The organism is Thalassotalea profundi (genome assembly GCF_014653195.1).
Lineage (GTDB): Bacteria > Pseudomonadota > Gammaproteobacteria > Enterobacterales > Alteromonadaceae > Thalassotalea_B > Thalassotalea_B profundi.
In genome coordinates this window covers 47,711-73,008 of the sequence record NZ_BNAH01000005.1, presented here as the reverse complement: position 1 = coordinate 73,008, position 25,298 = coordinate 47,711, and the positions used below count along the sequence as shown (strand labels likewise).

Sequence of the window (25,298 nt, the reverse complement as noted above, 5' to 3'; positions counted from 1 at the left end):
CGTTCCGTATGATCGCTCCATATCTCAAAGGAGCTTAAAATGTTAAAAAATATTCTTGTCATTAGTGCAATCGTTATCACCACTATATTATCGGGTTGCACTGCTGAAACTAAACAAAATCAAACACAACCCCCACTTCAACCGATTGACGTTGCAGAAGTTCTAATTAAGCCTGTACAAACCTGGTATACCTACACAACACGTATTGAATCACCAGAAGAAGTAGCACTTATGCCACGCATTTCAGGTGTAATAACACAAATTACGTTTAAAGAAGGTGATCATGTTGCTGAAGGCGACTTATTATTTCAATTAGATAAAAGGCCTTTTGCAGCTATTGTCTCTAGCTTAGAAGCACAAGTAATCAGTGCTAAAGCCGCGTTTGAACAAGCAAAAAGTGAAGCTAAACGAGCAGCGAGATTATCTGAACGTAAAGCGATATCTACAGAACAAGCAGAATTGCGTGAATCAACATTATTACAACGAAAAGCACAAGTAGCAGCATTACAGGCACAACTTGATGCGGCAATGTTGGATTTAGAATTCACCTCTATCCGCTCCCCTATTAACGGCATTATTTCTCGAGCAAACATTACCAAAGGTAATAACATCATTGCCGGGCAGAGTGTTTTAACCTCTATTGTCTCAGATAAAAAAATGTATGCATATTTTGACATTGATGAGCGCACTTGGAATAAATCATTTAACAATGTAACGGCTGAAAAGAAACAAAAAGTGGTTATGCAAAAAGTTGGGCAAACAACCTTCCCATATGCTGGCTATATTAATTTCATTGACAATAGAATTAATCCTTCGACAGGCACTTTACGCGTAAGAGCCGTATTTGAAGAGTCAGAAGATCAACTTCGTACAGGCTCTTTTGCTCGCATTAAATTAGCAGCGAACGAAGTAACTGAGCAAATTATTATTCCAAGCAGAGCAATTGGCACTGACTTAAAGAATCGTTTTGTACTCACCGTTGGCGAAAATAATATTTTGCAATATAAATTGGTCGAAGTAGGTGAACGTTACGGTAAGTATAGCGCAATAATATCAGGGCTATCAGAAGGTGACATTATCGCAGTAAATGGCCCTGCCCGTGTGGGTCCTGGTATGCCAATCCAACCAAACAATGTTGAATTAGACATTACTGGCATCGCTTTTACCTTAAGTAATGCCAACAATAACAACTTATTTGCAAAGTACTAAGGGCAGCTCATGAAGTTTTCTCACTTTTTCATACAACGGCCGATTTTTGCGGCGATGCTCTCTCTTGTTATTCTAATTGCTGGTGGAATTTCATTATTTCAACTACCTGTAAGTGAATATCCTGAAGTTGTTCCACCTACCGTTGTAGTTACCGCTAGTTACCCTGGAGCTAACCCTACCGTAATAGGACAAACCGTTTCAACACCATTAGAGCAAGAAATTAATGGTATAGAAAATATGCTGTATATGTTTTCACAAGCCACTAGTGATGGCCGAATGACGTTAACCGTTACCTTTGCTTTAGGAACAGATCTCGATCGTGCTCAAACACAAGTTCAAAACCGAGTAAATAGTGCGCTACCTCGCTTACCTGAAGAAGTTCAGCGACTCGGTGTGGTCGCTGAAAAATCATCACCTGATTTAACCATGGTTGTGCATTTATATTCACCGGAAAACACACATGACACAACTTACTTGTCTAACTACGCAGATATTTATATTAAAGATCAACTTACACGCTTAGAAGGAGTTGGCGATGTGAGACTTTTTGGTGGTGGAAAATATTCAATGCGCGTATGGTTAGATCCTGATGCATTAGCTGCACATGAATTAACCGCAACAGATGTAGTAACTGCTTTACGTGAGCAAAATCAGCAAGTTGCAGCGGGTAGTTTAGGTGCGCAACCAACAGCGAACGATAACCAATTCCAAGTATTATTAAATGTAAAAGGCCGATTAAATAGCATTGAAGAATTTGAACAAGTTATTATTAAGCTCGGTAACGAAGGGCAAATTACCCGCCTTGTAGATTTAGCGCGCTTAGAGTTAGGGCAAGACAGCTATTCATTACGCGCCTTACTTGATAGCCAACCTGCGTTAGCAATGCCTGTTTTCCAGCGACCAGGCTCAAATGCTATCGAGTTATCAAATCAAGTACGTGAAACGATGGCAAAATTAGCTAAAAATTTTCCAGCAGGTGTAGAATACGACATTGTATATGACCCAACAGTATTTGTTCGTGGGTCAATTGATGCCGTAATAACCACCTTACTTGAAGCTGTAGCATTAGTCGTTATCGTTGTTATTTTATTTTTACAAACGTGGCGCGCATCTATTATTCCATTAATTGCTGTCCCTATTTCATTAATCGGTACATTTGCTGTCATGCAATGGTTAGGCGTATCAATTAATACCCTTTCCTTATTTGGTTTAGTACTCGCTATAGGTATTGTAGTCGACGATGCTATCGTGGTAGTGGAAAATGTTGAACGTAATATAGAAAAAGGTTTATCTCCATTAGAAGCAACACGTGTTGCAATGACTGAAGTAACAGGCCCTATTATCGCTATTGCGTTAGTATTAGGTGCAGTATTCATTCCAACAGCATTTATAAGTGGTTTATCGGGACAGTTTTATAAGCAATTCGCGTTAACCATTACTATTTCTACTTTTATATCAGCATTTAATTCATTAACGTTATCGCCAGCCTTAGCTGCACTTTTATTAAAGTCGCATGACAGTAAGCCTGACAAGTTAACCCGTTTACTGAATGCAATGTTTGGCAAATGGTTATTTACGCCATTTAACAAAGTATTTGATAAAGGCTCTCAAGGCTATCAGAAGTTAGTTAAAAAATTGATCCGTATAAGTGCTGTTGTTGGCGTTGTCTATTTAGTGCTCGTTGGTGGTACATTAACCTTATTCGATCAAGTTCCTGGTGGGTTTATTCCTGCTCAAGATAAACAGTATTTGGTTGCAATTGCCCAATTACCTGATGCATCAAGTTTAGATCGAACGGAAGCCGTAGTAAAACAAATGGAAGCTATAGCTCATCAAATACCAGGCGTTGCTCATACCGTTGGTTTCCCAGGCTTGTCAGTGAATGGTTTCACTAATAGCCCAAATAGTGCCATTGTATTTACGCCACTAGAACCTTTTGAAAATAGAACCGATCCTAGTCAATCTGCTATGGCAATTGCCGCGCAACTTAATCAAAAATTCATGGCGATTGATGAAGCATTTGTTGCTGTATTTCCACCGCCTCCTATTCAAGGCTTGGGCGCCACTGGAGGCTTTAAATTACAGCTTGAAGATCGCGAGAATCAAGGATTTGAAGTGCTCTTTAACAATTTACAAGCCGTGATAGCAAAAGCACAAAAAGATCCAGCTTTAATGGGCTTATACTCAAGTTTTCGTATTCAAGTACCTCAAATGGATATTGATATTGATCGCGAACAAGCTTTACTTCAAGGTATTCCACTTGATGAAGTATTCAATGCCTTACAGATATACTTAGGTTCAGTCTATGTTAATGACTTTAATTTATTTGGCAGAACATATCAGGTAAACGCACAAGCTGATGCGGATTTTCGTCAGGATCCCGAACAAATATTAAACTTAAAGGTACGTAACCGCCTAGGAAATATGGTGCCTTTAGGCTCAGTATTAACTGTTACACCTACTACTGGACCTGACCGTGTTATGCATTACAACGGTTATCCAAGTGCAGAATTAAACGGTAGTCCAACACCTGGGACAAGTACTGACCAAGCACAAAAAGCTATCGAGTTGATTTTGGCTGATACTTTAGAAAAAGGCATTAGCTATGAATGGACTGAAGTGACTTACCAACAAATTTTAGCCGGTAATACCATGGTTTATGTATTTCCTTTGGTGGTACTCTTAGTATTCATGGTGCTTGCCGCACAGTACGAAAGTTTACGACTTCCTTTAGCCATTATACTAATAGTACCGATGACGATTTTCTCAGCATTATTAGGTGTATGGTTAGTAGGCTCAGACAATAATATATTTACTCAAATAGCATTAATTGTATTAGTCGCCCTCGCCTCCAAAAATGCAATTTTAATGGTAGAGTTTGCAAAAGATCAAAATGAAAACGGTTTGTCTCATTTAGATGCCATTATAGAAGCATGTAGAATGCGTTTACGTCCTATTTTGATGACATCTATTGCATTTACTGCCGGTGTAGTGCCCCTTGTATTAGCCACGGGAGCTGGTTCAGAGATGCGACATGCTATGGGTAATGCTGTATTTTCAGGCATGATCGGAGTCACCATTTTTGGCTTATTATTCACGCCTGTTTTCTACATTTTTCTTAGTAAAAATAAAGTATCAAAAGCTGAGAAATAATGATGAAGACTTTAATTAACTCTAATTTAAAAAGTAACGTTTCAATTATGTTTAAAAATAAAGTGCATATTGTAGCCGCTGTTATGCTTTCAGCTTTGATTACTGGCTGCGCCAGTAAAATTAATGAAACGCAACATCAACAACTATTAGAAAGTTTTATAGAGCGAGCTGATATTGCCTCAAATTTATCTGGGCAAGATGAATTAAATTGGTGGCATAGATTCAACTCGGCACAACTCAACCAATTAGTTGACGCCGCATTAGCGAAAAACCATGATTTAAAAACAAGTCAATTACAATTGAAAAGTGCGTTAGCTCGACTTGGCGCACAAAAAACAGATTATTTACCTCAAGGTAGCATATCAGCATCAGCTAACCGAAGTAGCTTAGCTGATGCTATTAGTAAGGAATCAACGGCAAATATCGCTTCTGATTGGCAAATTGACTTATTTGGCAGAATTACAGCTTTAGTGGATGCAGCCAATGCGTCAGCGATGAGTCAAGCTGAGCAACTAAGACTACTACAAGTAGAAGTTGTTTCTGCGATAGTTAAAGGTTATGTAAACTATCAAGGGAATATCAAAAAAGAACATATTGCCACTAAACAAATAGAAGCGCTTCATCAAAGTATCGATGTGCTACAAGCACAAGTAGATGAAGGGATGGCTAACGAATTAGACCTTAATAGGACGAAAGCACAATTAAGCCAACAGCAAGCATTGTTACCTGAAATAAAGTATGCTAAATATCGTGATTTATCAACGCTTGCCTTATTAACAGGACATTTTACTAATGAAATCAAGGTTGATGAAAACAGTGAAGTGTTATTAAGCCAAATAGCGGTCGAAATTATAGACCCCAATAATGCCATTGCGCTTCGCCCCGATATACTCCAAGCTCTATATAAGTTTAGCCAAGCTAATTCATTAAGTGTGGCTGCTAATAAAGCATTGTTACCTAATATTAGCTTGAGCGGATTTGCTGGCATACTTGGATTGAACAACACTCGTTTAGTCGATACTCAGCAGCAATGGCAAGTAAACCCTCAAATCGAATGGTCATTATTAAGTTACCCCGCATTATTAGCGCAAAAAGAAGCACAAGAATATTTAAGCGAAGCAGCTTACAGTGAATATCAGAAAATCGTACTGAAGGCGATGAATGAAAGTGAGCTTTCACTACAGTTATTAGTGAAGCAAAACAATCAACAATCTTTTGCCCAAGAACGCTTCAAGCACGCTAACAATGCATTTTATCAAGCACAAGCGATGTATCAGGAAGGACAAATTCCTTATCTAGAGTTGTTAGATGCGCGACAGGATGTTTTAATAGCGGAAAAAGACAATATTGACTCATCAATATCATCATTAATTGCTAAGGTAAGCACTTATCAAGCCTTTAATGGTCGATGGAGTCGTCAATTAACTGCTGAAAAATAGACGTTATGGCACCTAATAATACGCTACAACTGTGCGACTTACCCAACACTATGCAAGCCATTGTGTTGGTAGAGCCCAATGAAGAGATGATCTTATCAAAAATTGAATTACCATTACCGCAATGTGATGAGAATGAAATTTTGGTGAAAATTGAAGCGGTAGGCTTAAACCCCTTAGACGCGCAATTTGCACAAACGGGGTTTTGTAAGTGGCAATATCCACACATATTAGGCTTAGATGCTGTAGGTACAGTAGTACAAGCCAATAAAGGACTTTTTCCAAGTGTTGGTGATCGTATTATGTGGCACTCAAGTTTGGCAGAACAAGGTGTATTGAGTGAATATGCTAAAGTGCCAAACTTTGCCGTATCGGTTATCCCAGAAACAGTTTCTAGCAATATTGCAGCAACCTTACCTTGCTCTGGTATGTCTGCACTAATCGCCTTAGACAAAGTGCAAATAACAGAAGGAAATACTGTTTTTATTGAAGCTGGTGCAGGCGCTGTAGGTCAATTTGCTATTCAATTTGCCAAACAACGCGGCGCTGATGTATTTACCACAGCATCAAAACGCAACCATAAACTTGTTAAAAAGTTAGGGGCTGACGCAGTATTTGATTATCACGATAAAAAACTCTGCGACAAAATAAGAACGACCCTTGGTCCGCAAGGGTTTGATGCCGTAGTTGACTCTATTGGCGGTGAAACCACTGTTAGAAACATAGAATTAATGCGATTTTGCGGTCGCATTGCCTGTTTAAAAACTCTACCGACATTAGCCCCTGAATTGATGTTTAGAAAGGCACCAAATATCAGTATAGTTTCATTAGGTGGAGCTTGGTTGGCCAATAGTTTGTGTGCTCAACAACATATGTCCTTTATGAATAAATTATTATTGGAAAATGTGGCTAATAAAAATATATCTGTGCCTGAAATTTCGATAATAGACTTTGATTCAGAAAGCATTTCGTCAGCACTGCGTAAGCAACTTTCAGGAAATTTCACAGGCAAACAAGTAGTCGAAATTAAATAGCTTATTTATATTCACTATTATACTCATCACCATTAATGATTTGCTTATCCGCCTCTAGAAATTTTACACTGAAGGCTTGAAAAATCATAACGACTGGACAACATATTGCAATTTAATAGAGAAAGTAATAGCGCTATTCTACTAGCTGGAATTTTAGCTTTAGTTGTCGGTGTAGGGGTAGCACGCTTTGTTTTCACCTCTCTTTTACCCGCAATGCTGGCCGATAGTATTAGTATTACTTTTGCAGGTATTCTTGCATCAATAAATTATGTTGGCTATTTATCTGGTTCTATTTTTTCCATATTTATTAAAGATAAACATGCCAAAGTAAAATACTTTAGGCTTGGTTTATGTTTTTGCGTCATTTTTTCATTTATTTTGGGTATAACCGAAAATAACCTTGTTTGGATCCTAGCAAGGTTGTTAGCAGGTTTTGGCGCGGCAATGGCATTAGTTGTTGGCTCCTCTATTGTCATGTTGAAGTTAAATTTAAGCAGTAAAACCAAAGCGATGGGCATTCATTTTAGTGGTTTAGGTTTCTCAATAGTTGTGACAGATCTTATCATGAGAGCCGTATTTTACTATGGTGGTAACTGGAAAGAAGCTTGGCTTATTCTCGCTGTTATAGGTGCCATTTTCTCATGCTATTCCGCTTATATATTACGTTTTGAAAAACAAACTAAAGATAAAATTATTACGCATAAATTTGATAAATCATTATTTTCCCCCCTCACCATAATACTTATACTCGCTTACTTTACCGAAGGTGTCGGCATGGTAGTACAAGCCACATTCTTACCCGATATTGTCAATTCATTAGCGGGTCTGGAGGGCTACGGTGGTTACGTATGGTTAATTGCAGGAATTGCCGGGATCCCCGCTTGTATTATTTGGATGCGCTTAGCCCACCACTTTGGCAGTATCAATATTATGATAATAGCCATGCTATTGCAGATTATCGGTATCTTAATTCCTACCTTATCTAGCAATATTATTTTAAACATCATTAGCGGCTTATTATTCGGTGCAACATTTATTGGCTTAGTCGCCTTGTTTATGAACTTTGCAGGTCAACTTTCCAATAAAAATCCAGTACTCATCATGGGCGCAATTACTTCTGCGTATGGTCTTGGGCAAATTGTTGCACCACTATACAGTGTCGCATTAATTAAACAATTTAATAACTATGACTATGCATTATATGTAACTGCTATTATTGTTGCATTTGGAGTTTCGTTGTTGGCCTACGCCAAAATTAAATTTAAAGAGGCACAAAGTTAAAGTAAAGTTCACTATAAGTTAGAAGCAAAGTGGGTTATTAATCACTAAAAAGTCATGCATAATAACACTCATAAATAACATTCACCTTTTAGTGGAATGCACATCATAATGAGAAAAATTCCTGACGATTTTAAGTCAAAACTACACAACCTTTTAACTTTACAAACTCTGTCATATAAAGAAGGCAATGTCGCAGATTATATTCCTGCTTTAGCACAAGTTCCTCCTGAGTTAATGGGCGTAGTGGTCGCTACAATTGATGGAAAAGTATTTACCGCAGGCGATTATGACACTCAGTTTTCAATTCAAAGTATCTCCAAAATATTTGGCTTAGTTATGGCAATGAATAGAGTCGGAGATAACTTATGGAAACGCGTTAATATGGAGCCTTCAGGCCAACCATTTAACTCGATAATTCAACTTGAGTGGGAAAAAGGTATTCCGCGTAATCCCGTTATAAATGCAGGGGCTATTTTAGTTGCTGATGTATTAGCAAGCCATTATTCCGCGAGTAAGCTTGCATTTTTAAGCTTTATGCGTTCATTGGCCAATGACGAAAATATTTATATAGATCAAGAAGTAAATCAATCAGAGTTAATACATGGCAATAGAAATGCGGCACTTGCCTACTTAATGAAAAGTTTTGGTAATATTGAAGCCGAAGTGCCCGATGTATTAACGCATTACTTTGCTCAATGCTCGGTGAGTATGAGCTGTAAACAACTAGCTCAAAGTTTACTTTTTTTAGCCAATAAAGGTATTCACCCGCTCTCGAATAAAAAAATATGCACCCCAAAAGATGCCCATAGAGTTAATGCGATTTTATCGACCAGTGGTATGTATGATCAATCAGGCGAGTTTGCATTTTCAGTTGGCTTACCTGCAAAGAGTGGTGTAGGAGGGGGAATTGTTGCTGTTGTCCCTAATTTTGGCGTAATTTGCGCGTGGAGCCCGCCACTTAACAGTTTTGGAAACTCAGTTGTCGGTATGAACCTTATTGCAGGTATCGCAGAAGAGCTAGGTTTGTCTATCTACCACTAGTTATCATAACTTATATTAGCCAAGAGCTTTGCTCCAGCTCTTGGCAGTTAATAATTGTAAATATTATGATTAATCAATAATTCGACGCAGAAATAAAGCAATAATTCCTAAGCTTAAAATAGCGATTGTTGTAGGCTCTGGGACAATAGCATCAGCACCAAAACCTGCGACTTCTCTTTCCCCCTTAATCATAACAAAACCAGCCATACCTGTTCTTCCTTGATAAAATCCGGTGTGGTTTGATGTTGTATCATTGTTCCCTGCGTGCTTATACCACCCCGTATCTAATGTATCAGCAAATAAAAAAAAGTAACGCTCTTTCCCTTCCCATTCATAATCATTCCATCCACCTTGGTTTTTATAACCTCGATTACTATTAGGGCCAAAACCGACTAAATCTCGCCACTCTTGATGTGTTGCAAAATAATAACCATCCAAAGCTTCAAAGGTATCATTTCTATCTAATTGCCATATTTTAGATACGGCATAAAAAACTTGCTCAGAGGCAGAACTTTGCCGTAAGCCACCCAATTCATCAGTCGTTAAATGCCAATTTTCAACCGTGATAAGCTTTGCATTCACAGTATTTACACCAGTCATTGCCAACAACATGACAACAGAAAGAATTCCATGAATTAATTTAGATTTAACCATCATTTTATTATTATTTTAACCCCATTAAATTTAATTCAATTAATAACAGACAGTAGCAACGCCTTCCTGTTAATTTTAAATTCATTAACACTTAAAAATTAACGAATTCAACATTATATTAAAGAATCGCCTCCTAGCAAGCAACAAAATAAATAAAATTACTTAACAAGAAAATAACAACTCTGTTATTAAAAATAATAGAGCTTTATATAAATAATGAATGTTTTGAGTTGATTTATAATTAATGCTTGATTATTTAGACAAGGTTATTTCAACCCTTTCTATATTATTCAAGAGAAACTTCTAGGTAACGATTAAGCTTGTCGTTACTTAGACGTTGTGGTGATATTTTATCTACTATTTCAAGTGCTTGATACGTTTTACTTAGCCCAACCTTGTCATCAAGTGGCATTTTCTCAAAGGCATCGGCACTAATGGTTTCTTGTAAGAAAGACAACGTTGAGGCCAAAGACTCTTTAAAGTTTGAATTAGTTTTAGCTTGTTCAACATCAGATAAAATGTCTTTTGCTGTTAATAAGGTGCTTTTTAGTAAAATAAGTGTTTCACTTTCTTCTAAAGGTTCGTCAATTTCCGATTTTTCTATTTTACCTGCATCTGTTTCATCTAAACGAGTTAAAAAATCACCAATAAAATTAGCAATATTTTGGTTAGGTAATGCTTCGGCTGCCGCCAGTTCTTTTTCAGACAACTCTGTGTTAGTTAAACTTGCATATTCCTGTTTTGAAATAAGTCCTAGCTGATATACACGTTCTTTTAATGAATCAATATTTTCAACACTTAAGCTCCCACCACTAAAAAACTCTTGGCTAATTGAGTTAATTTTTTGTGCGCGAGAGCTTAAATATAAATTAGTACTATGGCTAATTTCTTGTTCAACCACTGCCGTACTTTGCTTATGCTCAGCAATGACAGCATCAACTTCAGATGTACTGGTGGAACTCGCGTTAAACAAATTACTATAGGTATTAATATTATTGATCATATCCGTATTTCAACATAAATTTGACGTGATATTACCTAGCAAGTTTTATTCCTTCTATGTAAATGTAGAATACTGCTAAAAATTGACGAGTGATCTTTCTAACGTTTTGCTCTTGCCCGTAACTCTAATTTTAGTGCCAGCAAAGCAAATAAAAATAAGATAAAATACAACATGTTTTCTGCTCTCATATCAATTAAGGATCGAAATAAAATTAACCGTTTTATAGGCAGATAAACAGTATATTGATGTAATGATTTGTTATCTTTTGTAATCAGCGACAGATGCACCAGTCACCAAACTCGTTAAACATTTGTAACTCTCTCAAATGTAATCAGATGTAATCTGCACTAGTATTTGTAGACCTCTATTGATAAATTAATAAAATAAACTCTGGAATCATTCTCGTTGAAATATCTATTTCTTTTACTTTATTTTTGTAGTACTTCTCTTTTTGCGTTTTGTGATACAGACAATGAGGAGTGCGCGCCAATAGGTGAGTGGCAACTATCCATAGCGCTTGGTGCAGGCGTGCATACGAATCCATTAAATGGTGGCGATAATATACCTTTATTTATTGTGCCATCAGTAAGTTACTACGGCGAAAATTTATTTTTTGATAACGGCACTTTGGGTTATTCATTCACAAATAATCACCACTTAGTGATAAGTGCTATCAGCGAATTTAATCTAGAAAAATCTTTTTTTAGTCGCTGGCATCCTCAAAATATATTTATGTATAATTTAAGTGCCGCTTCCCCCTCGAAAGAAAATGTAAATATAGCTCAAGTAGACAATAAGCGCTGGGCACTCGACGCGGGTATTCAAATAAATTGGTTTATGAGTTCTGCCACAAATATCAGTGTAAAGTTATTACATGATATTAATGGTGTGTACAACGGCTATAATGCCAACGTAAGTCTAAATAGTGCGTTCAACATCCCCTATAGCAAAAACACATCGATAAACGTGGGAGTGGGAGCACAAGTTAACAGTGAAAATTTAGTCGATTATTACTATGGTATTGAAGAAAGTAATAACTTTTATGCTCGAAATACTTTCCATGGAAGCGCCAGTGTTAACCCTATCATAAGAATCAAGCTATCAAAAACCATTAACAAACAATGGCGGTTACTTTTCAACTGGAAGCGAACGTTTCTTGATTCAAATACAGCCGACAGCCCCCTAGTAAAAACACATCTTATTGATACCGTATTTTTTGGGATGGAATATGCGTTCTAACAATTGGTTTAGGTACTCATTAGTGTATTTTCCCATACAATGTTTCTCAGTCTCAGCTTTTGCTTCTCAACCCCAAGCTATTTTAGAGATAACACCTAAGATATGTATTGTAGAAAAGTCCGGAGATCCCTGTTCAATGGAAATCAATGTAAGCTGGCAATCACCAACCATTAGTAATTATTGCTTATACCAAGAAGAGTTAGCAATAAAATGCTGGAAAAACACTCGGCATGTTAATACCAATATTCCCATTACTTTGCAAAAAAATAATATATTTACCCTTCGTAATGATTCACAAATATTTGCAGCAAAAACAATTAGAGTAAGCGGAGTAAGCCCTCAACGATATCGACGAAAGTTACGTGCAGATTGGAGTGTATTTTAATGACACATATTCTATTAGTTGAAGATGATGAACGCCTAGCAAAGTTAATACAAAAGTTTCTAAAACAAAATAATTTTGATGTAACGGTTTTGCATAGCGGTGAGCAGGCTATTGATTATATAAAAAACACACCACCTGACTTAGCTATTTTGGATGTCATGTTACCGAAAGTCGATGGGTTCTCTATCTGTCGCAGTGTTCGACAACATTTTCATAACCCTATTTTATTTCTAACAGCTAAAGATAGTGACTTTGATCATGTATTAGGCCTAGAAATTGGCGCCGATGACTACCTAATAAAGCCTATTGAGCCCCATGTACTACTTGCAAGAATTAATACACGTTTAAGACAAAGTCAACCAATAGAAAAGCCAGTTGACAGTATTCAATTTGATGAACTTCATATTAATAAAGCAGCTAGAAAAGTATTACTTAATGGTAAAGAAGTTGAATTAACTAGCCATGAATTTGAGCTACTTTGGTTATTAGCCTTAAATGCCGGTGAACCACAAAATAGAGAGTACATTCATAAAAAAATGATCGACCGAGAATATGATGGCTTAGATCGCAGTGTCGATGTCAGAGTTTCACGATTACGTAAAAAACTTAATGATAACCTAGAGAATCCTTACAGAATTATCACCGTTTGGGGGAAAGGTTACATGCTAAGTAAAACAGCATGGACGGCATAGCATCATGACTATGTATTCTATTAAAGCTTAGTTTGATGTTAACTAGTATAAAAATGAGCTATTTATGAATCGTTTGTTTATTCATCTATTTGTGGTAATTGTTATCGGTCTATTTTCCATTAATTGGCTATCCGAATATTTATGGCAACAATGGCACCAAGAACAATCATCTGAACATCAATCGTTGATTCAGGCCTTAACAGCATTAACATTAGTTACAGATAATTTAACGGATGACACTTTACCTACTAATACTGGACAAAATAACTTTGCTACACAAAGTTTAAAAAATATTCAACAGCAGCTAGCGATGCCTGTTAATATTATAAAATCTAAAGATATTGCTTGGTTAGAGCAACAAAAGCAGGTGTTAACACATAAACAATCTCTCATCGGATATGATAGTAACGATAACCTTATTGTTTATATCAAAAGTAAAAAAAACGATAACATTTATGTATTTGGCCCTTTTAAGCAACAAAATAATTATACGAATAACCAGTTCATTAAAATTAGCTTATTAATTTTATCTTATATTTTACTTGGTCTTATTATCTACCTATGGACTAAACCTTTGTGGCTAGATCTTAACCAACTTAATGAAAAAGCCTCTGAAATCTCTAATGGAAATATTGATATAAAACCACTGCCAAACCCGCGATCTCCAATCAAGAATATCGTAGCGACTTTTAACTCGATGTCACAGCGAATACTTAAATTAATCTCGGATCAAAGACAGCTTGTAAATGATGTATCTCACGAATTAAGAACCCCCCTTGCTAGACTCAGATTTTCTATTGAAATGTTAGACAATGTCTCTGACCAACAACGCCAAGAAATGAGTCAAGACCTTAGTGAAATGTCAGCACTTATTGATGAAATGCTCAGCTACGCGCGACTAGAAAACTTAGATGCACATAGCAACAAGTCTGACACAGATTTAAATTTATTAATTAAATATACAATTGAAAAGTTTACCCGTACTTCTGATATTTCGATTAACTATGATCTACCGTCCCAATATACTTTTTATTGTAATGAGCAACTCATCGAGCGAGCTATACAAAACTTATTAAGTAATGCCTTACGTTATGCAAAAAACCACATTAATTTTACCGTACATTTTGACGCTCAACAGCTTTATATCAGTATTGAAGATGACGGTAAAGGGATTGATGAAAGTAAACAAGATAAAGTATTTGATGCGTTTTATCGTATTGAAGAAAGCCGTAACAAGGAATTTGGTGGTTTTGGTTTAGGGCTTGCCATCGTCAATCGTATTTGTCAGTGGCACGGCGGACACTGCCAATTAACAAACTCACCACTCGGTGGTTGTAAGTTTACTTTATGCCTTCCAATTAGCCATTAAGTATTTGTATCAAGGCTTTTAAAAGCGTCTAATTATAAGAGTTTTACCATTTTAAGCTTTTGCTCGTTTTCATAGAAGCATAAGCGAAAGTTATACAAAAATTGAGCAATTAAAAACACTAACCAAATAAACTCTAATCAATCCAATACGTTAAAATAAAAAAACACATAAAATACAAAGTTTATTAACTGTTTGCTTAGTTTTCAATTTAAAAAAGAATATTCATACGCTTTTCATATTCAATTATTAATCTAACTATTGAAAATTTATTGGTTTTTAATCATTAATAGTTTAATTATCAGGCAAATATAAAAAACACAACTACACTAAATTGAGTAGTTATATTTATTTTAATGGAAAGTAAAATGGCCAATAAGAAAGATGGTAATGAGAAAATACAAAATAAAGCGATTGATCCTGTTGAAGAGCTAAACCAGCTAAGATCAATTGTTTTCGGCGCAGCAGAAAAGAACATATATGAACAAATAGCGGCACTTACCCATAAAATGGAAGCATCTATTAGTGAACTCAACACTAAACTAACTAAACGTTTTGATAGCTTACAGCAAGATATTGAACAACAGTTCGCTGAAATGGACAAACGCTTAAGTTTTATTGATAAAAACCATGATGATAATGAAGTTAACTTACAGAAGCACATTGACAATTTAGCCTCAGAGCATGAAATGTTCGCAGCAGCCACACAGAAAGACTTTACCGAATTAAATCAATCACTCGATAGCGAAAGTGCTAGCCTAACAAATAATTTTAATGAACAACTGGAACAATTAAAAGCTCACTTAGATGAAGTATCCAATGAACTCAGTTCTTCAAAAACAGATCGTAAAACTCTCGCCAGATTACTCGCTACTATGGCAACTAATTTGGAAGCAGATCAATTATAATGCAAAAGTCGACTTCAACTGAGCAAGTTGAATCCCAACAGCAGCTCGAACAGTTAAGAACACTTATACTTGGTGAAGATCATCAATTAATCACACACACGGTAAAACAACAAGCAAGAGGTGTTGTAAGCGATGTTTTAACTGAAGCATTACATGATCGTGAAAAAAAAGACGGTTCGATCAATAAAGTTATTCAACCGTTAGTTGAAAATGCTGTAGAGCACTCTGTTAACCACCACAGTGACAGACTCATCAGTTCGTTATATCCATTAATGGGAAGTTTAATTAGAAAATCAGTTGCCGCTTTCCTGGCTGATTTTATGGAAAAAACGAACCAGTTACTTGAAAATAGCTTAACGATAAAAGGGTTAAAATGGCGTTTTTCTGCATGGCGAGCTGGAGTCAGTTTCAGTCAATATATTGCCTCTCAAACATTTGTTTATCGCGTTGAGCATGTTTTTCTTATACATCATGAAACGGGCTTATTACTCAACTCTGTTAGTTTAGACAATCATGATAATAGTAATGCAGATATTATCTCGTCGATGCTCAGTGCAATTAATGACTTTATTGGCGATTCTTTTTCACAAAGCCCTGAAGGTATGAAACAGCAGTTACAAACGGTCACTACCGACAACTTCACTTTGCTGTTAAAACCAGGACCCAATGCCATTATAGTTGCAGCTGTTACAGGTAATCCTCCACAAAAAGTTAGCGAACATTTACAAATAACTATTGAAGCATTGCATACACTTTATGCCAATGAGCTAATCCAGTTTGACGGCGATAATAGTACATTTGACAATGCTGATAGTTTACTGCGCGACTGTCTACTAGCTGAAGAAAAGAATATTCATCCTAAAAGTAAAAAAACGCCCTGGTTTGCTTGGGTAGCAGTCATTGCAATACTTGCCTTCATAGCTTTTCGAATAAGTGTTTGGCATAGTTTAGAGCAATTAAAACTACAGCTAAGCGAATTAGAACAACAACCAGGCATCATTATCCAAAAAATAAACATCATTAATAATGATAGTGTCGAAATAAATATTTTACGCGATCCCGACGCTATAACAGTAGATAATTGGCTAGCATCAAAAGACCTTCATTTTTCGCAACTCATATTAAATGAGCGCTTCTATTTATCGTTAGACCAAAAACTATTAATAATAAAAGCCGAGAAAGTAGTCTCCCAGTTTCCCAATGTTACTTCTCAATGGAAAAACAAGGTGTTAACGCTATCAGGTACTATTACACCTACGGCATTTAAACAACTAAGTAGCCAATTAAGCCGTGTTGGTATAGTGAATAATAAAAACCTTGATTTAACCCCATTAAATATAGAAATATCAAGTAATTCAAACAATTCAGAGCAACTAAATCAAAAAGTTTTTAATGGCTTAATTGGTAAGATATCAACTATCCAACTTAACTTTCCCATTTCAAGCGAAGAAATCACGCCTGAAATGCACAACAGTTTAAACCAACTCTACCAACAGTTTATATTTTTAAACCAGCTTGCTGATAGACTTAATGTTAATATTGGGTTAGTTATTATGGGTAGTAGTGATAATTCAGGGAATATTGAAACTAACAACCTCTTAAGTTTGAAAAGAGCTGAAAATACTGCTTCAGCGCTACATGCACTTGGTTTGCCAAAAGAGAAGATGTTCCCAACAGGTTTAGGACAAATAGATATTAAAGAAGTAAAGAATACTTCAAGAAAAGTCATGTTTAATGTGATATATGTAAGTAAATAATATCATCAAATTTAAAAAATATATCGTGCGCTGGGGTGTTATATATGGAGAAACACATTGATTCAAAAGAAAATTTGTCTTTTAGGCGCGTCTAGCGTTGGCAAAACAAGTTTAGTCAAACAATTTGTAGAAGGTATTTTTAATGAAAAATACCTTACCACTATTGGTGTTAAAGTTGATAAAAAGTTGGTTGAAGTAAACGACCAATCTGTTCAACTTATGCTGTGGGATATTGAAGGCAACGACCAATATAATGTTTTCCAAGAGCGATACTTACGAGGAGCCGCTGGCTATATTATTGTTGTGGATCACACGAGAAGTTCATCCTTACTCGAAGGCATAGATATTCATACTTTAGCCAGACAAGTTACCTCTGCCCCTGCAATTTTAGTCATTAATAAAAGTGACCTGCCCAAACAGTGGCATTGGCAAGATTATGAACTAGAACAATATAAAGACATTTTGATAATCAATTTTCAACAAGTGCTAAAACAGGTGAGCAAGTAGAAGATATGTTCAATGCTATTGCTAAACTTACCCTTGAAGGTAATAAAAATGAGCACCTTACTTAACAATCTTCTGAACGCCCTAGAACAAATTGTTCTTGAGGTAGTAGACTATAAAACTGATACAGTTAAGTTAGTTGCAGGTGAAGCTGATTGGGCAAAAGAGCTTTTACCACAACTTAGTTCAGACTCCCCATTTATTCTCGATGATAATATCGCTTTTTTATATGACTTTTTATTTGATGCTAAGCAAGTATGGAATGCTAGCAGTAACGGCAGTATCCGTTCAGGCTTTTGGACTGAAGTCACCGCTCACCATAATCAATTACACCTCGAAGCGGTAGCCATAAAGCAAGAAAATGAAAACTTATTGTTAATAATCAATCAATCCAATGAATTTAAGTTTCGTCAAACTACCCTACAATCAGCGCGCGAAATGTTACTATCAAACGATCGATTAGTAGAACAAAATCAATACCTACATAATAGAATTCTGACAATTTTAAAAAAACCGACCAAACAAAATGACATTCTTATAGCCTTAACAAAAGCCATTGAAAATGCTGGATTTGCCGTAGTCATTACCAATAAAAAATTAAAAACTATTATTGAAAATACAGCAACAAAATCTCTTTTTGATCAACAATACTTACCAATAAGTGAAGTTAAGAAACCCATTGATATCATTCTGTCTTTAATGCAAAACCAATTACCTGAGTTTGATCGCATTATGTCGACTAAAAGCAGTTGGGATGGTGAGCTTTGTTGGATACTCCCCCCTTCAACTTTAAAATGGTTAAAAATAGCCGTATACCCAGTAACCAATGAATTCAATGAAATTAAAAATTGGATTTTTTTCGCTAATGATATCAGTAATGTTAAGTATTTAGTTCAGCGAAATGAGCAACTGGCACTACATGACATACTATACTCACAAAACTACCCAATCGCTTTGGTTTTTGGCAAACGCTTGAGCAGAAAACAACAGAAAAGACTCCTTTCTATTTACTTTACGTTGATATCAACGAGTTCAGAAGTCATAACGAATACTTTGGCCATGAAGAAGGTGACAAACTTTTAGTCGACTTAAGTAAGCGCATAAAAGCAAATTTAAAAAAGACAGATTATATAGCTCGTGTAGGTGGTGATGAATTCGCAGTAATTCTAGCCAATATCGACAATCAAGAAAGTTGTAAACTTATTATTGAGCGTATTATTGATAGTGTGAATTTACCTTTTAATACCAGTAAGTCTGATCACTTTAATATTAGCGTTAGTATTGGTGCCGCTAGTTTCCCGAACGACGCAGAGAATGTAGAAGATTTAATGAAATTTGTTGATTTAAGCGTTTATAGTGGAAAAGCTAGAAATAAAAACTCTCTACAATTTTATTCACAAGCTATTAAAGATGCTTCTCTGCAAGTCGTCGCGATAGAGCATGATCTGCGTAAAGCCATTGAAAATAATGAATTTGAATTATACCTACAGCCAATAATTGACTTAGAACGTAATAAAATATTGAAAGCTGAAGCACTAATACGTTGGAACCACCCTAAAAAAGGCCTTATTTTTCCTGATAAATTTATTCCTATCGCTGAAAAAAGTGAATTAATTAACACCATAGGACATTGGGTTATCAATTCAGTGTGTTTATTACTAAAAAAACTATCTGAACTAGATTTTAAAATCAAAATATCAATAAACCTTTGCCCAACACAGGTACTTGAAGAATCCCTATTTTCCTACATTCATCGCTGTATCAAAAAGCACAAAATAGATCCTAGTTTACTAGAATTAGAAGTTACTGAGGGCGTACTTGTTCATGATTATAAAATTGCAGAAAGGTTGCTCAGTAAGGTAAGAGCAATAGGTATGAGTGTCTCTGTAGATGATTTTGGTACAGGTTATAGTTCATTGTCTTATTTAAAAAAACTACCACTTGATTTTGTGAAGATAGATCAATCTTTTGTTAAAGATATTGTGGTAGATGACAATGATAAAGCAATAGTCAGAGCAGTAATCGCCATGGCTCATAATCTAAACTTAGGCGTTACTGCAGAAGGTGTGGAAACCAAAGAACAACTCAGTTTCCTTAAAGATAATGCCTGTAATTCGGTTCAGGGCTATCTTTTTAGTCACCCCGTACGATTTGAATTATTTCTTGAGCTACTACAAAGCAAACTCAATACATAATTAAAGTTTGCATAACTATCAACTATTAATAAGCAAACTACGATGTAATTGTACTTTATTATTACTTACTTTTTATAAAATATAGTCCGCTAAATTTATCGTTATTACATAGCCTACAGTGTATGCAGCTAATAATGCCGGTATATAACGAGAGTAAGTCATAAAAGTCATTTCTTTCATTTTACTCATTGCAATAATCCCCGCAGCAGAACCTATAACGAGTAACGAACCGCCAACACCTACCGCATAAGTTAATCCAAGCCAATGTGTTGCTGATAATACAGGTTCAGCTTTCAATAGGGCTGCCGTTAGTGGAACATTATCTAGTATTGCAGAAGCTATACCAGCAAAATAGTTTGAATATGTTGGGTTAATTTGTGCGTAAATTTCTGTCACTAAATGTAAAACACCAATTTCTTTTAGCATACCAACAAGCAACAAAATGCCTAAGAAAAATAACAGAGTGTCATATTCTATTTGACGAATATACTCTAAAATCTCACTCTCTTGCTTGTCGTTACGGTAGACAGTACCAACTAAAAACATGACTGATAAACCACTTAAAAATGTCAGTACAGGCGGAATACCAAAGGCTACATTTAATAACATGGTTGATAATATAGTACTAAAAAATATCAAGGCAACAAGTAAGTCAACAGTTTCATAATTACGTGCGGCAGGCGTTGTACTTATCGTTCCTTTTAAGCCAATTGACAATATAGTTGTCAAAAATAATACGCTCACTGTCGCCGGAATTAGCAAGAAAAATAATTGCGACATTTGAACATGCCCATCTAGGTATATCATTAAGGTAGTTACGTCACCGGTAATTAATGCCACACCACCAGAATTGACCGCAAAAACTACTATGATGGCCATACGTAGCCTTACCCTGCGCGATATATTGAAAGTTTGCACTAGAGTTAATGACACTAGTGTCGCTGTAACGTTATCACAAATAGCTGAAAGTATGAGTGAAAAAATAGCCACCAAAAACATAATCACGGCAACATGGGACTTTTGTGGAAACAAACGCTGAACTGCCATTTGAATGACTCCCTTAGCATTCAAATAAGCAACAAAAGTCATAGTCGACATTAAAAACAACCATAAAACCGCTATTTCAAGTAAATTTTCTTCAAGCTGATGATTAATAAACTCATTCTGACTTGCACCACGTGAAATAAAGAGGGTTATCCACGCAATACAGCCAAAAAACAAGGTGCTTTTTGCTTTATTAATATGTGTAACTTCTTCAAAAACAATAGACAATAAAGCGACAACGGCAAGCGCAATTAAAAAATAATCAACCATAAGGGTTCTACTCGGAATTTGGGGTAGCTATTTTAATGGCGCGCATTATAGCGGATGTCAATGCTAAAGTAGATGCGACTTTCCGCTAATATTAAATATTTTTTACATTTAAATGATATAGGAAATAATGTTGAGTGCTATCTAAGCCTAAATAACCGTTCATAATTAATACTCTCGAATATCCGTTAAGTTATATTTTTTACGTAGAAGTTCTAAAAACTCCTGGTTACTCTTAATAAACTGATTAAATTCAAGCAATACATCTTCATATTCAATTGTAGATAACTGATACGAATATATTTCATAGGGTAGTGCTTTATCTATTATTAACCCGTTTTCTTTTCCCATTAAGGCTAAATAATAATTAACGACACTCGGCTCAATATTTGTTGCATCTATATGACCATATAACACCTGTTTAACTATATTTAATGGTGATGTACTCTCAACTAACTTAGTATTACCACTGTCGATTAAGTCCAGCCACATAGTTGCATGAAATCCAAGCACAGTTCCAAGTGTTTTAATTTCTAAGCGTTGTTTTCCCCTGTTCTCAGCCTTGACAACAGTTCCCGCTACTAACTTAACCGCAGGAACACTAAACTTAAGCTGTTTGTATACACTACGATCGCCAATCCATCTCACACTATCAGGATACTTAAAGTCGATTGCATGTTCTTCATACCAATAATTAGTCCGCTTTACTGGCAATGGTAGGTAAATAAACTCATACCCTCTAGACTTAGCAAAAGCATCTAATAACTCTTTAGAGTGACTCGAATTTGGAAAATCATACAAGGGGTAAAAAGCTATATCTTGAACTCCTACGACAAAGGTTTTAGCACACACTACAGAACAGAAAGTTAACGAAAAAAGTAAAAAGAATTTTTTCATAAAATCCTCCCCTTAAATAAAGCATAGGCTATAAGATAGTACTTTAACATTGCAGATATGCTCTAAAAGTAAACACATTAATTAAATTAACTCATCAGATGAGTAGTTCTCGTTTGTCATCAAAGCGTCAACTCAATATGATGTACTTGTTTTCGAAATCTCCCCCGATTTCAACATGTGACATTGTTTTAATGTAAGGGCGCTACTTTTATAGGAGCGCCCTATTTTTTTACTAGTGTTTAATTAAACCTGTTAACAATGTTTTTTTATCAATTAATAATGCACCAATATAGGGCACAGGCTCTAAATTAACGCATCTAGCTGAACCTTTTTAAAGCAAAAAATAATAAAAGCTATACTTTTCAATGATTAATATTCTGGTGTAAGATTTGCTAATAAATTAAGAGATTCCTTTATAAGAAATATCTTTATCCTCTATGGCTATTCAAACTCCAATTCGTGGCTTACGTTCGTTTTGTATTGCAGCGAAGTGCTTAAGCTTTAAACACGCAGCTTCTCAGTTATTTTTAACGCCATCTGCTGTAAGTCATCAAATTAAACAACTAGAAGAACAATTAGGCATATCCCTTTTTGAACGTCAAACACGTGCTATTGCCTTAACTAGCGCAGGTAAGCAATTTTATAATGCCGTTAATCCATTAATAAATGAATTAGAGTCAACAATTTCTGACTTTACTAATATTCAACAAAATAAAACGATTGTAATCAGCTTACCTGAATTTTTTGCCAGCGAATTGTTCGTACCTAAACTAGGTGAATGGGCAGAAAAAAACCCAGAAATAAATCTACAATTAGAAACTATTAAGTCCGGAGCTCAATCATCCTCAGCATCAGACTTATCAATAGTATTGGCCAATGGCAAACCTAACGCAAGTATCGTACATGAGCTTTTTCCAATACGTTATGTCCCTGCTTGTAATAAAAAACTCTATAAAAAGTGGGTTAATTCAGGATATAGCGCGCTAAGTCAAGTACCTCTGATTTTGCATCAATCACGCCCATGGTCTTGGCATCAATGGGCCGACAGATGCAATATTTTAGATTTTGATCCAAAGCAAATCATTCAATTTGATAGCATGTTCGGCGTTGCTCGTGCAGCTCAACAAGGAATGGGCATTGCACTTGTCCCCTTACCTATGAGTAGAGCATGGTTTAGCGAAGAGCTTTTAGTCAAACTTTTTGATCATGAATTAGTCACTAATGATCGATACTATTTAGTTCAACACGATAGAATTGAAGAAGGTAGTGATTTGTCTTTATTCGCAGAGTGGGTTACTGAAACTTTTTCAATAAACTAACATTTTATACTATTGAAGTCGTAATAACTCCAAGTAGAACAAATCATCACAGACTTAATAAATGAGTTTTTTTCACTTATTAAGTCTATTTATATCGTTTGTCAGCCAATAGTCATCTCTTTAAAGTTATACCTGTTACTAAGCTTGTAACATTAATTAAAGAGGAATAAACATGAAAACAATTAAAACACTTGTATCTGCTATTGGCGTTTCAACTTTGCTATCTGCATCTGCATTAGCAAGTGATGTGTCATCTAAATTTACTGTTGCAATTATTAAAAATGCGGCAGGTTCAAATGAAATTATTAAAGGTGATTACCACAACGGTATCGAATCTTTATCAATGTCTGACACTAAATCTTCATTTGATGAAAGTATGGGATTATGTGTAGCGTATCTTCAAGCAAATAGTTTAGCAGATGCAGAAGTTGCCTGTACCGATGCCATCACTGCAATTGATACAAGTAAAGTAAAAAGCCATAGATCACAATTGTTGAAAGCATTAGCTTACAGTAATAGAGGTATTGTTAAATATTTTAAAGCGGACGAATACGGTGCACTAGAAGATTTAAGTACCGCACTACTTTTAGCTGACGATCCTGTGATCATAAATAACATTAACTATTTAAAAAGCACCGCAAGTACAATATCGTATGATGAAAACGATGTACTTATAGCATCTGAGTAAGAGGTAAATATCATGAAATATCTTAAAAAAAATATTAACGATATCTTTTTATTTTTACACCAACTTAAACATATCGATGTTTCAGATTGGGAGAGCAGTTCAAGTACTTTGCTAGAGAATAATAATTTAAAACGACAGAAAAGGTAGTTAAATGAATAATAAAATTAAGGGGGCTATATAAAACCTAATATAAGCAAACTCGTATTAAGTTAGCTATTATCGTTTTATTCCCCCCACTCTATCACTTATGATTAACTACTTATAAACCATTCATTTCACCTCCTATATGTATACGTTATAAAGATAAATTAACTGATGACTGGAAAAATAGGCATATACACTGTTAAAATCACCTCAAGTACAATTTAAGTATATGAGACATATTCAAGATGGGCAGAGCTTACCAAAACCGAAAATTATCAATGGCCAAAACTGCTGGCGCAAAAACTAAAATTTATTCGAAATACGGAAAAGCAATTTACGTTTGTGCTAAAAACGGTGGTGTTGACCCTGAAGGCAACCTAGCCTTGAGAGGATTAATTGATCGAGCCAAAAAAGACCAAGTACCTACACATGTTATAGAAAATGCTATTAAAAAAGCATCAGGTGTCGGCGGCGAAGATTACTCAGAAGCACGTTACGAAGGTTTTGGGCCAGGTAATTGTATGGTGATTATTGATTGCTTAACAGATAATGGTAACCGAACAATTAAAGATGTTCGTTTATGCTTTACTAAAACACATTCAAAAATAGGCTCATCTGGCACTGTATCTCATATGTTTGATCATCAAGCAGTTTTCGCATTTAAGGGCGATGACGATGAAGCTGTATTAGAAAACTTAATGATGGCAGATATTGACGTAACAGACGTTGAACTTGAAGATGGAATTATCACAGTACAAGCCCCTCATACTGAATTTTATAAAATAAAAACCACATTTGCAGAAACAATGCCTGAATATGATCTAGAAGTTGAAGAAATTACTTGGGTACCACAAACATATACAGCAATAACTGCTGAAGAAGATATCGCTAATTTCGAGAAATTCTTAGCTATGTTAGAAGATTGTGACGACGTACAAAACGTTTATCATAATGCTGAGTTACCAGAAGAGTAAGTAAATACTTTCCTTAAAACAACCTACAACAAAGCGTTACTATCCCATTAGTAGCGCTTTATTTTTATTCAATCCCCTATTTTTCACTGCCATTTAATCGCTTTTACT

At 35.5% G+C, this 25,298-nt stretch carries 20 protein-coding genes and 1 pseudogene; 17 read left to right on the top strand and 4 right to left on the bottom strand.

Annotated features, from left to right (window positions below; translation table 11 throughout):
• Positions 1–39: 39 nt before the first annotated feature.
• From IE155_RS07395 to IE155_RS07370, 6 genes are all read left to right on the top strand, one after another.
• Positions 40–1,209: an efflux RND transporter periplasmic adaptor subunit gene (locus IE155_RS07395; protein ID WP_189377611.1), complete on the top strand. Its 1,170-nt coding sequence runs from the start codon at positions 40–42 to the stop codon at positions 1,207–1,209.
• Positions 1,210–1,218: 9 nt separating this feature from the next.
• Positions 1,219–4,362: an efflux RND transporter permease subunit gene (locus IE155_RS07390; RefSeq protein WP_189377610.1), complete on the top strand. Its 3,144-nt coding sequence runs from the start codon at positions 1,219–1,221 to the stop codon at positions 4,360–4,362.
• A 2-nt stretch (positions 4,363–4,364) separates the two neighbouring features.
• The gene (locus IE155_RS07385) at positions 4,365–5,801 is read left to right on the top strand and encodes a TolC family protein (protein WP_189377609.1); all 1,437 of its coding nucleotides are present in this window, start codon (positions 4,365–4,367) and stop codon (positions 5,799–5,801) included.
• 5 nt (positions 5,802–5,806) lie between these two features.
• On the top strand, positions 5,807–6,832 hold the full coding sequence (locus tag IE155_RS07380) for a zinc-binding dehydrogenase (RefSeq protein ID WP_189377608.1): 1,026 nt from the start codon (positions 5,807–5,809) through the stop codon (positions 6,830–6,832).
• Between the two features lie 105 nt (positions 6,833–6,937).
• A complete protein-coding gene (locus IE155_RS07375; protein WP_229817131.1) occupies positions 6,938–8,113 on the top strand; it encodes a YbfB/YjiJ family MFS transporter in 1,176 nt (391 codons plus the stop codon).
• A 108-nt stretch (positions 8,114–8,221) separates the two neighbouring features.
• A complete protein-coding gene (locus tag IE155_RS07370; protein WP_229817130.1) occupies positions 8,222–9,154 on the top strand; it encodes a glutaminase in 933 nt (310 codons plus the stop codon).
• A gap of 69 nt (positions 9,155–9,223) precedes the next feature.
• Here IE155_RS07370 and IE155_RS07365 read toward each other — a convergent pair whose 3' ends face one another.
• Entirely contained in the window at positions 9,224–9,811 is a 588-nt protein-coding gene (locus tag IE155_RS07365; RefSeq protein WP_189377606.1) for a PEP-CTERM sorting domain-containing protein, read from the bottom strand.
• Positions 9,812–10,094: 283 nt separating this feature from the next.
• Entirely contained in the window at positions 10,095–10,811 is a 717-nt protein-coding gene (locus IE155_RS07360) for a hypothetical protein (protein ID WP_189377605.1), read from the bottom strand.
• A gap of 405 nt (positions 10,812–11,216) precedes the next feature.
• On the opposite strand from IE155_RS07360, the gene IE155_RS07355 reads away from it, so the two are divergent.
• The 8 genes and pseudogenes from IE155_RS07355 to IE155_RS07315 all read left to right on the top strand — a co-directional run bounded on the left by IE155_RS07355 (position 11,217) and on the right by IE155_RS07315 (position 19,857).
• The gene (locus IE155_RS07355; RefSeq protein WP_189377604.1) at positions 11,217–12,050 is read left to right on the top strand and encodes a MipA/OmpV family protein; all 834 of its coding nucleotides are present in this window, start codon (positions 11,217–11,219) and stop codon (positions 12,048–12,050) included.
• Positions 12,040–12,435 carry a DUF3019 domain-containing protein gene (locus IE155_RS07350; RefSeq protein ID WP_189377603.1) on the top strand — a complete coding sequence of 132 codons (396 nt, stop codon included), beginning with the start codon at positions 12,040–12,042 and terminating at the stop codon, positions 12,433–12,435. Before IE155_RS07355 ends, IE155_RS07350 begins: the two co-directional genes overlap by 11 nt.
• Positions 12,435–13,127 (top strand): response regulator, encoded by a 693-nt coding sequence (locus tag IE155_RS07345; RefSeq protein WP_189377602.1) that lies wholly within the window; start codon positions 12,435–12,437, stop codon positions 13,125–13,127. Before IE155_RS07350 ends, IE155_RS07345 begins: the two co-directional genes overlap by 1 nt.
• Positions 13,128–13,191: 64 nt before the next feature.
• The gene (locus IE155_RS07340; RefSeq protein ID WP_189377601.1) at positions 13,192–14,496 is read left to right on the top strand and encodes an ATP-binding protein; all 1,305 of its coding nucleotides are present in this window, start codon (positions 13,192–13,194) and stop codon (positions 14,494–14,496) included.
• Positions 14,497–14,861: 365 nt separating this feature from the next.
• Positions 14,862–15,401 carry a hypothetical protein gene (locus IE155_RS07335; RefSeq protein ID WP_189377600.1) on the top strand — a complete coding sequence of 180 codons (540 nt, stop codon included), beginning with the start codon at positions 14,862–14,864 and terminating at the stop codon, positions 15,399–15,401.
• A complete protein-coding gene (locus IE155_RS07330) occupies positions 15,401–17,158 on the top strand; it encodes an OmpA family protein (RefSeq protein WP_189377599.1) in 1,758 nt (585 codons plus the stop codon). Before IE155_RS07335 ends, IE155_RS07330 begins: the two co-directional genes overlap by 1 nt.
• A gap of 57 nt (positions 17,159–17,215) precedes the next feature.
• Positions 17,216–17,730 (top strand): annotated as a pseudogene (locus tag IE155_RS07325) (Rab family GTPase).
• A gap of 861 nt (positions 17,731–18,591) precedes the next feature.
• On the top strand, positions 18,592–19,857 hold the full coding sequence (locus IE155_RS07315; protein WP_229817158.1) for a putative bifunctional diguanylate cyclase/phosphodiesterase: 1,266 nt from the start codon (positions 18,592–18,594) through the stop codon (positions 19,855–19,857).
• Positions 19,858–19,929: 72 nt separating this feature from the next.
• Here IE155_RS07315 and nhaD read toward each other — a convergent pair whose 3' ends face one another.
• Entirely contained in the window at positions 19,930–21,171 is a 1,242-nt protein-coding gene (gene nhaD, locus IE155_RS07310; RefSeq protein ID WP_189377596.1) for a sodium:proton antiporter NhaD, read from the bottom strand.
• Between the two features lie 165 nt (positions 21,172–21,336).
• Entirely contained in the window at positions 21,337–22,065 is a 729-nt protein-coding gene (locus tag IE155_RS07305; protein ID WP_189377595.1) for a transporter substrate-binding domain-containing protein, read from the bottom strand.
• 443 nt (positions 22,066–22,508) lie between these two features.
• Here IE155_RS07305 and IE155_RS07300 point away from each other — a divergent pair, with 443 nt between their 5' ends.
• From IE155_RS07300 to IE155_RS07290, 3 genes are all read left to right on the top strand, one after another.
• Entirely contained in the window at positions 22,509–23,384 is an 876-nt protein-coding gene (locus IE155_RS07300) for a LysR family transcriptional regulator (RefSeq protein ID WP_189377823.1), read from the top strand.
• A gap of 172 nt (positions 23,385–23,556) precedes the next feature.
• Positions 23,557–24,072 (top strand): hypothetical protein, encoded by a 516-nt coding sequence (locus tag IE155_RS07295; protein WP_189377594.1) that lies wholly within the window; start codon positions 23,557–23,559, stop codon positions 24,070–24,072.
• Between the two features lie 389 nt (positions 24,073–24,461).
• Positions 24,462–25,190 carry a YebC/PmpR family DNA-binding transcriptional regulator gene (locus IE155_RS07290; protein WP_189377593.1) on the top strand — a complete coding sequence of 243 codons (729 nt, stop codon included), beginning with the start codon at positions 24,462–24,464 and terminating at the stop codon, positions 25,188–25,190.
• The last annotated feature ends 108 nt before the right edge of the window (positions 25,191–25,298 follow it).

What these genes read in the sequence shown, in the direction of transcription:
- nhaD (WP_189377596.1), bottom strand. Translation starts at nt 21,171, where the DNA reads ATGGTTGATTATTTTTTAATTGCGCTTGCCGTTGTCGCTTTATTGTCT.
- IE155_RS07385 (WP_189377609.1), top strand. Translation starts at nt 4,365, where the DNA reads ATGAAGACTTTAATTAACTCTAATTTAAAAAGTAACGTTTCAATTATG.
- IE155_RS07335 (WP_189377600.1), top strand. Translation starts at nt 14,862, where the DNA reads ATGGCCAATAAGAAAGATGGTAATGAGAAAATACAAAATAAAGCGATT.
- IE155_RS07345 (WP_189377602.1), top strand. Translation starts at nt 12,435, where the DNA reads ATGACACATATTCTATTAGTTGAAGATGATGAACGCCTAGCAAAGTTA.
- IE155_RS07370 (WP_229817130.1), top strand. Translation starts at nt 8,222, where the DNA reads ATGAGAAAAATTCCTGACGATTTTAAGTCAAAACTACACAACCTTTTA.
- IE155_RS07330 (WP_189377599.1), top strand. Translation starts at nt 15,401, where the DNA reads ATGCAAAAGTCGACTTCAACTGAGCAAGTTGAATCCCAACAGCAGCTC.
- IE155_RS07360 (WP_189377605.1), bottom strand. Translation starts at nt 10,811, where the DNA reads ATGATCAATAATATTAATACCTATAGTAATTTGTTTAACGCGAGTTCC.
- IE155_RS07380 (WP_189377608.1), top strand. Translation starts at nt 5,807, where the DNA reads ATGGCACCTAATAATACGCTACAACTGTGCGACTTACCCAACACTATG.
- IE155_RS07395 (WP_189377611.1), top strand. Translation starts at nt 40, where the DNA reads ATGTTAAAAAATATTCTTGTCATTAGTGCAATCGTTATCACCACTATA.
- IE155_RS07295 (WP_189377594.1), top strand. Translation starts at nt 23,557, where the DNA reads ATGAAAACAATTAAAACACTTGTATCTGCTATTGGCGTTTCAACTTTG.
- IE155_RS07290 (WP_189377593.1), top strand. Translation starts at nt 24,462, where the DNA reads ATGGGCAGAGCTTACCAAAACCGAAAATTATCAATGGCCAAAACTGCT.
- IE155_RS07350 (WP_189377603.1), top strand. Translation starts at nt 12,040, where the DNA reads ATGCGTTCTAACAATTGGTTTAGGTACTCATTAGTGTATTTTCCCATA.
- IE155_RS07340 (WP_189377601.1), top strand. Translation starts at nt 13,192, where the DNA reads ATGAATCGTTTGTTTATTCATCTATTTGTGGTAATTGTTATCGGTCTA.
- IE155_RS07390 (WP_189377610.1), top strand. Translation starts at nt 1,219, where the DNA reads ATGAAGTTTTCTCACTTTTTCATACAACGGCCGATTTTTGCGGCGATG.
- IE155_RS07365 (WP_189377606.1), bottom strand. Translation starts at nt 9,811, where the DNA reads ATGATGGTTAAATCTAAATTAATTCATGGAATTCTTTCTGTTGTCATG.
- IE155_RS07305 (WP_189377595.1), bottom strand. Translation starts at nt 22,065, where the DNA reads ATGAAAAAATTCTTTTTACTTTTTTCGTTAACTTTCTGTTCTGTAGTG.